Origin of the sequence: Actinokineospora spheciospongiae (assembly GCF_000564855.1) — a bacterium.
GTDB lineage: Bacteria > Actinomycetota > Actinomycetes > Mycobacteriales > Pseudonocardiaceae > Actinokineospora > Actinokineospora spheciospongiae.
Genome location: NZ_AYXG01000104.1, coordinates 18,045 through 30,308 on the forward strand (window position 1 = coordinate 18,045; position 12,264 = coordinate 30,308).

Sequence of the window (12,264 nt, forward strand, 5' to 3'; positions counted from 1 at the left end):
AGTCAACATAGAAATGTGATGCGGCTATCGCAACGAGGACTGGTGCGGGGCGCTCCTGTCAGGGACCTGCGCGGAGCCGGAATTCGTTTTGTGCCTGGGCGACAAGTACGGGGTCAGCTTCGGCGAGAGCAGCACCGCCACCACCTGCAGCGCGGCGGCGGCGAGCAGGGTCCGGGTGTACCCGTCGGCGAGCGCCTCCCCGTCGGCCACTCCCCCGCCCATCAGCGCCGCGGTCAGCGCCACGCCCAACGCGCCCGCGAACTCTCTGGCCGCGCTGAGCACACCGGAGGCAACCCCGGCCACCCGGTCCTCGACGACGTCGAGGGCGGTCGTGGTCAGCGGGACGGTGAACGCCGAGCCGAAGCCGATCAGGACCAACCCCGGCAGCCGCGGCAGCACCGCGGGCGAGCCGTTGACCACGGCCACCAGCACCAATCCCAGCGCCACCACCAGCATCCCGCCGCCGACCGTGCGCGACGGGCCGAACCTGGCCAGCACCCTGGGCACGAACGGGGCGGTGAACACCAGCGCGAAGGCGACCGCCACCAGCGGCAGCGCCGCGGTGGCCGGGTCCAGGCCGAGCCAGCGCTGGTGCACCAGCGGCGTCACCACGGTCACGCCGGTGACGCCCAGGCCCCACAGCGACTGGATGATCAGGGCGGTGCGGAACACCGGGTTGGCGATGAGCTGCCTGGGCAGCACCGGCCGCGCCGAGCGCCGGTCGCGCATGGCGAACGCCACCGCGGCCAGGGCGGCGGTCAGGGCCAGCGGCGCGGCCCACCCGGGGGCGTCGGCGATCACCAGCAGCGCGCCGGTGACCGCGAGCATCGCCGCGGCGGCCAGCGCGGTGGACAGCGGGTCGGCGCCCTTGGCCACCGACCGCGGCCCCGGCGGCGGCACGATCAGCCAGCTGAACAGCAGGAACGGCAGGAAGCCCCAGAACACCCAGCTCCAGTGCACGGTGGCGGCGATGAACCCGCCCAGCGCCGGGCCCAGCGCCAGCGCCGAGGCCAGCGCCACCGTCCAGGTGGCCGCCGCCTTGGGCCGGTCGTCGGGGGCGAGCCGGGTGCGCACCAGGCTCAGCGTGGCCGGGACCAGCACCGCCGCCGCCAGCCCCTGCACCACCCGGCCGGCCAGCAGCAGCTCGAACGAGCGCGCGCTGCCCGCCAGCAGCGTGCCCACGGTGAAGGCGAACAGGCCCAGCCGCAGCATGGCCCGCTCGCCGTAGCGGTCGACCACCGGACCGGCGGCGAGCAGCAGACCGGCGAAGGGCAGCATGTAGGCGACGGTGATGCCCTGGGTCGCCGCGGTGCCCAGCCCCATCTCGACCGCGACCGACGGGGCGGCCGCGGAGACGACCGAGTTGTCCGCCGAGCTGAGGAACGCCACCGAGGCGATGGTCGTGAGCACCCGGCCGCGGTCGCTGATCCAGACCGAAGCAGGCGCGCGGTGCATGTCAACGGCTCCGGGCGGACGCGGCCCGCGCCGCGACCGCCGGGGGCGGGAGCGCGCGGCGTCGGAGAGACATGACGGGAACGTTAACGTCGGGACATTATCGATGTCGACGGGGTGGTGCGTTCTTCGTGACAAAGGAGCACTTCGCGCACCGATGTTGTCACCACCGTCCAGAAACCCACCCGGTGGATTCCTGTCACCATCGGACAAATCACGGTTCGAATCCCACCGGACACCGCCGATCGGGCGCACCCCCCGGTATGGTCGCCAACGTCCGGTCCCGCAGCGCGAAGGACTCGTCCATGCCACGGCCCCGCATCGAGGTCATCGGTCTCGGCAAGTCCTACGGCCCGATCAACGCCCTCAACGACGTCACCCTCCAGGTCGACCCGGGGGTGGTGCTCGGCGTGCTGGGCCACAACGGGGCGGGCAAGACCACCCTGATCGACATCCTGGCCACCCGGTCCACCCCCACCAGGGGCACCGCCCGGGTGTGCGGCTGGGACGTGCGGCGCTCGGGGCACCAGGTGCGCAGGCACATCGGCATGACCAGCCAGTTCACCGCGCTGGACGAGACCATGACCGGCCGGGCCAACCTGGTCCTGCTCGCCCGGCTCCTCGGCGCCTCCCGCGCCCAGGCCCGCGCCCGCGCCGACGAGCTGCTGACCACCTTCGACCTCACCGAGGCCGCCGACCGCAAGATGGCCACCTTCTCCGGCGGGATGCGCCGCCGCCTCGACCTGGCCGCGAGCCTGCTGGGCGCCCCGGACGTGCTGTTCCTCGACGAGCCGACCACCGGCCTGGACCCGGTGAGCCGCACCGGCCTGTGGGTGATGGTGGAGGCGCTGGCCGCCCGGGGCACCACGGTCGTGCTCACCACGCAGTACCTGGAGGAGGCCGACCGGTTGGCCAAGGACATCGTCGTGCTGGCCGGGGGCCACGTCGTCGCCTCCGGCACCCCCGCCAGCCTCAAGGCGGGCATCGGGCAGCGCACGGTCTCGGCCACCTTCGCCGACGCCAGGGCCACCCACCACGCGGTGACCACGCTCCAGTACGCCGGGATGCAGCCGCTGGCGGACCCGGCGCAGTGCGCGGTGCAGGTCCCGCTGGCCGCCGCCGGGGAAATCGCCGTCCTGGTCCGCGCCCTGGACGCGGCGGGCGTGCCGATCCTCGACCTGACGGTCACCGAACCCACCCTCGACGACGTGTACGTGGCCCTGCACCGGTCCGCGCAGGAGAAGGCGGCGCAGATGGGGTGGTCGGCGTGAGCAAGCACGCCGCCCCGCGCGGGCGCGGCTCGGCTTCCGAGCAGACCGTGCGGCTGTCCGCCGTGGACATCGCCGCCGGGCGCCGCCAGCGGCAGGACGGCTGGTCCCCCAGTTCGCTGTGGACGCAGATCTCGGTCCTCACCGGACGTTCCCTGGGCTCGGCGTTCAGCGACTACCGGCTGGTGTTCTTCGGCCTGCTGCAACCGATCGTGATGCTGCTGCTGTTCAGCCAGGTGTTCAGCGGGATCGGCCAACTGCCCGGGGTCACGCAGTACTCCGGCTACATCAACTTCCTCATGCCCGCCACCCTGGTCAACATCGCCATGACCACCGCCATGAGCTCCGGCGTGGGCCTGCTGACCGAGATCTACACCGGGTTCATCGGCCGCCTGCGCGCCATGCCCATCACCCTCGGCGCCGTCCTCGTCGCCCGCACCCTGTCGGACTCGGTGCGGCTGGTCGTGCAGTTGGTCGTGTCCGTGCTGGCGGCGGTGGTCTTCCTGGAGTTCCGCCCGGGCGGCGTCCTCGGCATCACCTCCGCGCTGCTGCTGACCGTCGCGGTGGGCTGGGGGCTGAGCTGGATCTTCATCGCCATCGCCACCTGGCAGTCCAAGCCGGAGACCATGCAGGCGGTGTCGTTCATCGTCATGTTCCCGCTGATGTTCGGCTCCAGCGCCTACATGCCGGTCGAGGCCATGCCCGGCTGGATTCGCGTCCTGTCGACGATCAACCCCATCACCTACGCCATCGACGCCACGCGCGCGCTGTCACTGGGGATGCCGGTGGGGTCGGCGGTGTGGGCGGCCCTGGGCCTCGCGGTCGGCACGGCCGCCCTGGGCGGCTGGCTCGCCTCCCGCAACTTCCGCCGCGCCCGCTGACCGCGCGGCGGCACGCGGCGGCACCCGACGGCGTCCGGCCGCCGGGCTCTCAGGGGCGCGGCAGCACGCCCACGAGCGACGTGGTGATCGCGAGCCGCAGGGCCGGCCGCAGTTCGACGCGGTGGACCGCCAGTGCGGGCTCGGACTCGTAGACGGCGAGCAGGCTCGGCGGCGGTGAGGTGTAGGCGGACAGCGCGCCCGCCACCAGCAGGGCGGTCAGGCAGAACTGCTCGGCGTGGTCGCCGACCTCGGGCAGGCACCGCCGGACGAGGCGGGCCATCACCGCGAGGTTGTCCAGCGAGGCCCGCTTGTGCCTGCGGACCGCCTCGACCGAGACGTTGTGCTCGAGCACTCCGCCCTGCGCGCCGTAGAGGTCGCAGAGCGCCGTGTGCGCGGCGAGCGACCGGCTGAGCACGTCGGCCACCTGTTCCGCCCGCCGCACCGCGGGCAGGTCCGGGTCGACACCGCGGACCAGCTCCTGCTCCAGTTCGGCCAGCCAGCTCGCCGTCCGGTCGTCCATCAGGTCGAGCAGCACCGCCTCGCGGGACTCGAAGTAGCGCAGCACCGCCGTCTTGGCCAGGCCGACCCGCCTGCTCAGCTCGTTCAGGGTCACCGCGGCCACCGGCATCTCGTCGAGCATCGCCGAGGTCGTCTCCAGGATCGCCCGGCGCCGGACCTCGCGCTGCTCCTCGGTGCGCGCCCGCTGGAACGTCATGGGGTCGAGCATAGCTTGTGTACCGCCGGTACCTTGACAGCGTACCGGCGGTACATTACCGTTCCGACCATAAGTTACCGACGGTACATTAGGAGCTCGCAATGAAGTGGACCGAGCAGCAGATCCCGCGCCAGGACGGCCGGGTGGCCGTGATCACCGGTGCCAACACCGGATTGGGCTTCCAGACCGCCCGGCGGCTCGCCGAGCACGGAGCAGCGGTGGTGCTGGCCGTGCGCGACATCGAAAAGGGCAGGTCGGCCGCCGCCAGGATCAACGGCGACGTCTCCGTGCGGGAACTGGACCTGACCTCGTTGGAATCGGTGCGCGCCGCCGCGGCGGACCTGCGCGCCACCCACCCGCGGATCGACCTGCTGATCAACAACGCCGGCGTGATGCACACCCCGAAGCAGACCACCAGCGACGGCTTCGAGCTCCAGTTCGGCACCAACCACCTCGGCCACTTCGCGCTCACCGGGCTGCTGCTCGACCTGCTGCTGCCCGTGCCGGGCTCCCGGGTGGTCACGGTCAGCAGCACCGGCCACCGCATCCGCGCCGCCATCCACTTCGACGACCTGCAGTGGGAGCGCTCCTACAGCCGGACGGCCGCCTACGGCCAGTCGAAGCTCGCCAACCTGATGTTCACCTACGAGCTGCAACGCAGGCTCGCCGCGCACGGCACCACCGCCGCGGTGGCCGCACACCCCGGTCTCTCCGACACCGACCTGGCCCGCAACACCCCGCCGGTCGCCCGCCGATTGATCACCTGGCTCGCTCCGGCGATCACCCAGCCCGCCACGGCGGGCGCGCTCCCCACCCTGCGGGCCGCCACCGACCCGTCCGTCCTCGGCGGGCAGTACTACGGACCCGACGGTCTGGCCGAGCAGCGCGGCCACCCGAGGCTGGTCACCTCCAGCGCGGACTCCTACGACTCGACCGCGCAGCAACGCCTCTGGGCCGTCTCGGAAGACCTCACCGGCGTGCGGTTCCCGGTCGGTCGGGCAACCGTCGCGGCATGAGCTGCGCCGGGGGACGCCACCCTTGTCCTCGCACTGTTGTGCGCGAGCGAAAGCCTCAGGTTCCGCGGGCGGCGGCGCCCGGCCTCGGGGCGAGGACCGGGCGCCGCCGGGCGATCAGGAGACGGTGTGCACGATCAGGACGTCCACTGAGGACTTGCGGGCGGCCTCGGCGGGGACCGAGCCGAGGATGCGCCCGGCCAGGGTGTTGAGGCCGCGGTTGCCGACCACCAGCAGGTCGGCGTCGCGCTCGAAGACGACCTTGGACAGGACCGAGACGGGGTTGCCGTCGCGGACGAGGGTCTCCACGTCCTTGGCGCCCTGCTTGGCGGCGCGGTCGTGGGCGGTGCGGACGGTGTCCTCGGCCGGGTTGGCGCCGACGACCTGGTAGCCGACGTCGTCGCCGAGGCGGTCCTGGGCGGCTTCGACCTTGCGCGGGTCCGGGGCCTGGTAGGCGCACACCACGAGCAGCTTCGCCCCGGTGTCGGCGGCGAGGGCGGCGGCGCGGTCGACGGCGCGGTAGGAGGAGTTCGAGCCGTCGGTGCCGACGACGATGGTGCGGTAGGCGGTCATGGGTTCTTTCCTGTTCGTTGTCGACTGCGGGCGGACGAGGCGGGGTGGCGGGTCAGCGCCAGGAGGGGAGCCAGAGTTCGGCCTGCCAGTGGCCCTCGGTGATCACGTCGCCGTTGAGGATCGGCCACAGCCACACGAAGTTGGCCATAACCAGGACGAGGTAGGCGCCGACGAGGACCCGGCCGGTGGTGCGGCCGGTGGCCTTGAGCAGGTCGGACAGGACCAGGGTCAGACCCAGGACGAGGAAGGCGGCCATCGGGGTGGCGTAGAAGAAGTACATCTGCCGGTCGATGTTGGCGAACCAGGGCAGCAGGCCCGCCAGGTAGCCCACCAGCACCGCCGCGTAGCGCCAGTCGAACCGGCCCAGGGCCCGCCACAGCGACCAGCCAAGGAGCGGGAAGGACAGCCACCACAGGGCGGGGGTGCCGACGAGCATGGTGGCCGCCACGCACCGGGCCTCGCCGCAGCCGGTGAGGCCGCCCTCGTAGTAGTAGAGCATCGGCCGCAGGCCCATCGGCCACGTCCACGGCTTGGACTCCCACGGGTGCGGCTTCTCCGGGGTCACCAGCGACTCGTGGAAGTCCAGGACCTTCGACGAGTTCTGCCACAGCGACCCCAGCGCCCCCTTGGCGATCGACAGCGGGTCCGAGCCGCCCGTCTCCACCAGGTGCCGGGCGAACGCGGTCTCCGAGGCGAACCAGCCCCAGTAGGTGGTCAGGTACGCGGTGGCGCCGACGCCCACGAACGCCCACAGGCCCGGCAGCACGTCGCGGCCGAGGGCGCCCAGCCACGGGTGGCGCACCCCGGTCGCCCGTCGGGCGGTCACGTCGAACAGGACGGTCAGCAGGCCGAAGGCGGCGACGAAGTACAGGCCCGACCACTTCACCCCGCACGCCAGCCCGAGCAGGGCGCCCGCACCGAGGCGCCACCAGCGCACGCCCAGGCGCGGCCCGAGCCCGGATTCGTCGGCCCAGCCCTCGGCGACCGCCACGGTGAGGCGGGCGCGGACCTGGTCGCGGTCGACCAGGACGCAGCCGAAGGCCGCCAGCACGAAGAAGGCCAGGAAGATGTCGAGCATCCCCATCCGCGATTGCAGGTGGGACACCCCGTCGGCGATGAGCAGCAGGCCCGCGACCGCGCCGAGCAGGGTGGAGCGGGTGAGCCTGCGGGCGATCCGCACCACCAGGACGATCATCAGCGTGCCGCACAGCGCGGCGGTGAACCGCCACCCCCAGCCGCTGTAGCCGAAGAGCCACTCGCCGAGGGCGATGAACGTCTTGCCCAGCGGCGGGTGCACGGTCAGCTCGTAGCCGGGGTTGTCCTCGACGCCGCCGTTGCGCAGCATCTGCCACGCCTGCGGGGTGTAGTGCTTCTCGTCGAAGACCGGGGTGCCCTTGTCGGTGGGCGAACCCAGGTTCTGGAACCGCACGATCCCGCCGACGAGCCCCAGCACCGCCGCGACAACCCAGCCGCGCAGCCGGTCGGTGGGGGCGGGGTCGGCGGCGACGGCCGGGGGTGGCGGTGGGACGACCGGGTCGGGGCTCGGCTGGGCGGTCCGCTCCGCGGTGGCCTCAGCCGACATGGGCGGGCTCCTCGGGCGCGGGGCGGGCGAGGGGGACCACGCGGAAGCCGCGCAGCCGCCAGCGGTCGGGCTCGTCGGCGGTGACGCCCGCGATCGGGTCGCCCACGCCGTCGACGCGGACCCGGTCGCGCTCCGGGCGGTGGATCTCGCGCACGACCAGCGCGCACAGCAGCAGCAGCGCGAGGTCGCGGGCGATCACGGTGTAGAGGAACGGTTCGGCGGGCAGGCCGTCCGGCCCACCCATGAAGTACAGCATCCGGGGGAACCACACCGCGGCGTCGACGAGCATCCACGCCAGCAGCGGCTTCCACCTCGGCAGCGCCAGCACCGCCAGCGGGACCAGCCACAGCGAGTACTGCGGGCTCCACACCTTGTTGGTGAGCAGGAAGGCCGCGATGATCAGGAACCCCAACTGCGCGACCCGCGGCCGCACCGGCGCGCTCAGGCCGACGTAGGCGATCACCAGGCACACCGCGAGGAACAGCAGCAGGCTCACCGTGTTGAGCACCTCGGGCCCCTCCCCCGGCGGGAACGGCGGGGTGTCGAAGCCGGGCCACGGGGTGAGGGTGCGCAGCACGTAGTAGATCGAGTCCGGGTCCATGTCGCGGGTGGTGTTGAGGCGGAAGAACTCGCCCCAGCCCGCCTTGGTCTCCGGCAGCAGCGCGATGGGGGCGTTCACCGCCACCCACGTGGTGACCGTGGCGGCGGTGGTCGTCCAGAACTCCGACATCCGCCCGGCCCGCAGGCACGGGATGAGCAGCGCGCCGAGCAGCAGCAGCGGGAACAGCTTGAGCGCGCCGCCGATGCCCAGCAGCACCCCGGCGAGCACCGGCCTGCGCCGCGCCCAGGCCAGCAGGGCCAGCACGGCGGCGGCGACCGCGAGGGTGTCGAAGTTGGTGAAGGCGTGCACGACCACCAGCGGCGACGCGGCGATGAGCAGCGCGTCCCACGGTCTGCGCGCGGTCAGCCGCAGGCTGGCCCAGACCGCCGCCAGCCAGGCCAGGGCCAGCAGCACGGCGGTGATGTCGAAGTAGGCGATCACCGGCACCTCGGCGCCGACCGCGTCCAGCCACACCAGGGTCAGGTGGGCGTTGAGGTACATGAACAGCCCGGTGAGCACCGGGTACTCCATGTACCGCGCCTTCGGCTTCCCGCTGCCGAGGTCGACCCAGCGGGTGGCGTAGGGGAGCGCGCCCTCGGCGAGGTGGTTGTACGAGTAGAGCGGGACGGTGTCGGAGTAGCAGAACCGCTTGTACTGCGACCCCTCGCGCCAGTCGAGCTGGGCGACGCCCGCGCCGTCGACGTAGGTGCCCAGGCAGGGGGCCTTGGCGCCGAAGGCCAGCCCGAGGGCCAGCACGGCGATGACCATCATCAGCTTCAGGGGGGAGAGCGCGCGAGCCCGCGGCGTCGTCGCCGCGGGCTGGTCGGACCGCTCGGAACCGCGCTCCGGTCCGGGTGGAGCGGGTGGCGCGGTCGGTTCGGCGTCCGCCCCGGGCCCCGCCGGGGTCTGCTCCATCACCTGCCCCCGAGCAGTCGGGCGGCGTCGAGCAGGACCTGCACCGGGTTCGGCACGATCGACCGGGTGCGCCTCGGCTCGGTGTCGGCCGCCCGCTGCGTCCGCTCCGGCTGCGCCTGCCGCGCGGGGGCCTCCCGCTCGACCGGGGGCGCGGCCGCGGTGGTGGGGGCGGTGACGACCTCGCCGGTGGCCACGCGCGGGCCGACGACCTCGGTGGCGGCCACCGTGGTCGGCGGGACGGGGGTCTCGGTGAACGGGGTGGAGCGCCCCGGTTCGGCGGAGACCCCGGTGTGGTCGGGGGCGAACTGGTCGTGCAGACCCCACAGGGCGCCGACGACGACCGCCGCCCCCGCCGCGGTCTTGAGGACGCGGCGGGGGCGGTCGGCGCGGCGGCGGACGGCGGGGTCGTCACGGCCCTCGCGGGTCAGCACGTCGGCGACGGGCACCGACCGGACCCTGGACTCGGGACGATCTGTCACGCGGCCACCTCCGAAGGGGTGCGGGGACTGCGGCGCGGGGCCTGGGGCACCGGCAGGGTGCCACACCCGGAGCCGGACCGGCAGGCCCAGGAGGTCGGGATCAGGAGGTCGGGACCGCGCTGGCGGACTCGGAGTCGACCTGCTTGCACCCGGGGGCCTGCTCGAACGCGGTGTTCAGCTCGGGGTTCGCCCGCAGGTCCTTGAGCGGGCCGTCGGTGTTGTCGAGGGCGGTCAGGCTGGGCGCGAGCTCCACCAGGGCCTGCTGGAAGGCGATCGGGTTCGCCGTGTCGATGTTCGCCAGCTTGGTCTGGGCCGAGTCGACGGAGGTCTTGGCGCCGTCGATGGTGGCCTGCGCCTTGTCGACGGTGGCCTGGCCGTCGGCCACGGGGGGCACGCCCGCTTCCTTGAGGCCGTTCGACAGCGCGGTCAGCGTGCCGGAGAAGTTGGTGAAGAAGGTGATCAACCCCTCCTTGGCCGCGGCCGGGTTGGCGGGGTCGACGGCGGGCATCTGCGACAGCTTCTGCCCACCGGTCACCATCGTCGCGCAGACCTTGTCGATCCACTGCACCGCGGGGCTGGCCTGGGGGGTGTTGCCACCCTCGGGCGTCGACCCGGAATCCGAACCGCAGGCGGACAGGGTGCCGATGGCGATGGCCATCGAGGCGAGCGCAGGAACGACACGACGACCGATCATTAGTCTGCTTCCTTCTTGGATCGCAAAATAGAGAACGCGCCGAAAGCATTGGTCCCGGCTGCGAATGTCCGACCCCGGAGCCACCGGGCGACTACTGCCTGAAACCCTACTGAAACAACCGGCCCGGCGGCAAGAACCCGTCGGTAACCAACCTCGAAAACCCTTGGTTTTGTCAAGGTGACACAGTTCTCACCGGTGGGTTTTGTGGGAACGGTCAGCTCGTCACCGTGGGCATCCGCTGGGCCGTTCGGGTGAACAAGTGTCAGTCACAAGCCCTGACGTGGGAAAATCTTCCCGAACAGCACGGTATCCGGTGACCCTGCGTTGATGCTACTGCGCGGACAGGTGACGGAGCGTTCCCTGTTTTGTCACAGACCCACAAGATGGGCATCTCGGTTCCACCACATCCATTAAAACGGACCGAAAACCCTGGACCAATCGAGTGTCCGGGACGTCACGTAACGGTTGCATTTGACACCGCGCCGCCTCCGAACTTATGGTCGTCGTCACAAAATGGCGCCCGCCCGACGGCGCGCTGCGGCGGAGTTTTGTGAGCGACAAGGGGACGAGAATGCCAATAGAACTGGGCAACCGACCCGCACCCTCGACCATCCGGAAGGACCAACGCAAAGGAAGCCACCCCGCGGTTCCGGCACCGGCCGGGGCGGGTGGGCGCCTGTCGGTCCAGGACGACCGTGCGACCGCACTGTGGGCCAGCCTGCCCCGGGAGTTGGTGGCGCGGTTCCGACCCATGGTCGGGCAGCTCACCCAGGACATGATCCGCGAGATCCAGCGCGCGGTGCCCGCCTACGCCCAGCCCCTGGAGGGCCACTTCGGCGCCATCATGGTCGCCGGGGTGGAGCAGTCGGTGCTGCGCATCATGGACACCATCGGCATCGGCGGCACCCCGGACGAGAACTGGGCCAACGTCTTCCGCCAGCTCGGCCGGGTGGAGTTCGGCGAGGGCCGCAGCCTGGACTGCCTGCAGACCGCCTACCGGGTCGGCGGCCGGGTCGCCTGGCGGCACCTGGCGGCCTGGGGCCAGCAGCAGCGGCTGCCCACGGCGATGCTGACCGTGGCCGCCGAGGCGATCTTCGCCTACGTCGACGAGATCTCCACGCTGTCGATCGAGGGCTACACCGCCGCGCAGGCGCAGTCGGTCGGCGTGATCGAGCGGTGCAGGCGCAGGCTGGTCGAGCTGATCCTCTCCGAGCCCCCCGCCTCCATGGCGACCATCACCAAGCTGGCGGCCACCGCGCGCTGGCGGGTGCCCGACCAGGTGGCCGTGGTGGTCATCGAGCCCGCCGCGGACGGCGGCGGCGACGAGCTGACCGGCCCCGGCCTGCACGAGGACGTGCTGACCGACTTCGACGGCGACATGCCGTGCCTGGTCATGTCCGACCCGCAGCGGCAGCTCCGCGGGCTGCGCGAGCAGCTTCGCGGGCGCCGGGCGGTGATCGGCCCGATGGTGTCGCTGCGCGAGGCGGCCACCTCGCTGCGCTGGGCGCGGCGGGCGATGAGCCTGGTGCACCGCGGCATCATCGACGACGGCCCGGTCACCTGGTGCCGCGACCACCTCTCGACGCTGTGGCTGCTGGCCGACGAGTTCCTGGTGCGCGAGCTGCTCAAGCGCACGCTGGCCCCGTTGCAGGACCTGACGGTCAAGCAGCGCGCCCGCACCGCGGAGACGCTGCTGGCGTGGCTGGAGACCCGCGGCAGCGCCCCCGAGATCGCCGAGCGGTTGGCGATCCACCCGCAGACCGTGCGCTACCGCATGCGCCAGGTGGAGAAGCTGTTCGGCGACCAGCTCGCCGACCCCGACTCCCGCTTGGACCTGGAGATCGCGCTGCGCGCCCACCGGCTGCTGTGGCCCACCGACCGCGCCCCCGAGGCGGGCCGCCCGGAGCGCCGGGAGGTGCCCGCACGGGCCAGCTAGACCCCACCGGGGCGCTCCTCCACCGGGTCGGGGCGTCCCTCCGAATCCCCACCGCCGACGGCCGGTCCCGCACCCGCGGGGCCGGCCGTCGGCGCGTGCGGTGCGGGAGCACGCCCCGCCACGGTCGGGGGGCGGCGGGACCGGGGCGGGCGACC

At 72.5% G+C, this 12,264-nt stretch carries 11 protein-coding genes; 4 read left to right on the top strand and 7 right to left on the bottom strand.

Annotation, left to right across the window (positions count from 1 at the left end):
* Positions 1-24: 24 nt before the first annotated feature.
* Positions 25-1,455, bottom strand: coding sequence for an MFS transporter (locus tag UO65_RS15150; RefSeq protein ID WP_052021201.1), 1,431 nt, complete (start codon positions 1,453-1,455; stop codon positions 25-27).
* A 302-nt stretch (positions 1,456-1,757) separates the two neighbouring features.
* On the opposite strand from UO65_RS15150, the gene UO65_RS15155 reads away from it, so the two are divergent.
* On the top strand, positions 1,758-2,723 hold the full coding sequence (locus tag UO65_RS15155) for an ABC transporter ATP-binding protein (protein WP_035283086.1): 966 nt from the start codon (positions 1,758-1,760) through the stop codon (positions 2,721-2,723).
* A 47-nt stretch (positions 2,724-2,770) separates the two neighbouring features.
* Positions 2,771-3,601 carry an ABC transporter permease gene (locus tag UO65_RS15160; protein WP_063935946.1) on the top strand — a complete coding sequence of 277 codons (831 nt, stop codon included), beginning with the start codon at positions 2,771-2,773 and terminating at the stop codon, positions 3,599-3,601.
* 49 nt (positions 3,602-3,650) lie between these two features.
* On the opposite strand, the gene UO65_RS15165 is transcribed toward UO65_RS15160, so the two are convergent.
* Entirely contained in the window at positions 3,651-4,316 is a 666-nt protein-coding gene (locus UO65_RS15165; RefSeq protein WP_035283089.1) for a TetR/AcrR family transcriptional regulator, read from the bottom strand.
* 101 nt (positions 4,317-4,417) lie between these two features.
* Here UO65_RS15165 and UO65_RS15170 point away from each other — a divergent pair, with 101 nt between their 5' ends.
* Positions 4,418-5,332, top strand: coding sequence for an SDR family NAD(P)-dependent oxidoreductase (locus tag UO65_RS15170; RefSeq protein ID WP_035283060.1), 915 nt, complete (start codon positions 4,418-4,420; stop codon positions 5,330-5,332).
* Between the two features lie 114 nt (positions 5,333-5,446).
* On the opposite strand, the gene UO65_RS15175 is transcribed toward UO65_RS15170, so the two are convergent.
* From UO65_RS15175 to UO65_RS15195, 5 genes are all read right to left on the bottom strand, one after another.
* Positions 5,447-5,902: a universal stress protein gene (locus UO65_RS15175; protein WP_035283062.1), complete on the bottom strand. Its 456-nt coding sequence runs from the start codon at positions 5,900-5,902 to the stop codon at positions 5,447-5,449.
* Between the two features lie 52 nt (positions 5,903-5,954).
* On the bottom strand, positions 5,955-7,484 hold the full coding sequence (locus tag UO65_RS15180; protein WP_035283064.1) for a dolichyl-phosphate-mannose--protein mannosyltransferase: 1,530 nt from the start codon (positions 7,482-7,484) through the stop codon (positions 5,955-5,957).
* Entirely contained in the window at positions 7,474-9,000 is a 1,527-nt protein-coding gene (locus UO65_RS15185) for a glycosyltransferase family 87 protein (RefSeq protein WP_052021202.1), read from the bottom strand. The genes UO65_RS15180 and UO65_RS15185 overlap by 11 nt, the downstream gene beginning before the upstream one ends.
* A complete protein-coding gene (locus tag UO65_RS15190; RefSeq protein WP_146241376.1) occupies positions 9,000-9,479 on the bottom strand; it encodes a hypothetical protein in 480 nt (159 codons plus the stop codon). Before UO65_RS15190 ends, UO65_RS15185 begins: the two co-directional genes overlap by 1 nt.
* A gap of 100 nt (positions 9,480-9,579) precedes the next feature.
* Positions 9,580-10,137 (bottom strand): hypothetical protein, encoded by a 558-nt coding sequence (locus tag UO65_RS15195; RefSeq protein ID WP_052021203.1) that lies wholly within the window; start codon positions 10,135-10,137, stop codon positions 9,580-9,582.
* A 787-nt stretch (positions 10,138-10,924) separates the two neighbouring features.
* Here UO65_RS15195 and UO65_RS15200 point away from each other — a divergent pair.
* Positions 10,925-12,109, top strand: coding sequence for a helix-turn-helix domain-containing protein (locus tag UO65_RS15200; protein ID WP_063935945.1), 1,185 nt, complete (start codon positions 10,925-10,927; stop codon positions 12,107-12,109).
* Positions 12,110-12,264: the final 155 nt, after the last annotated feature.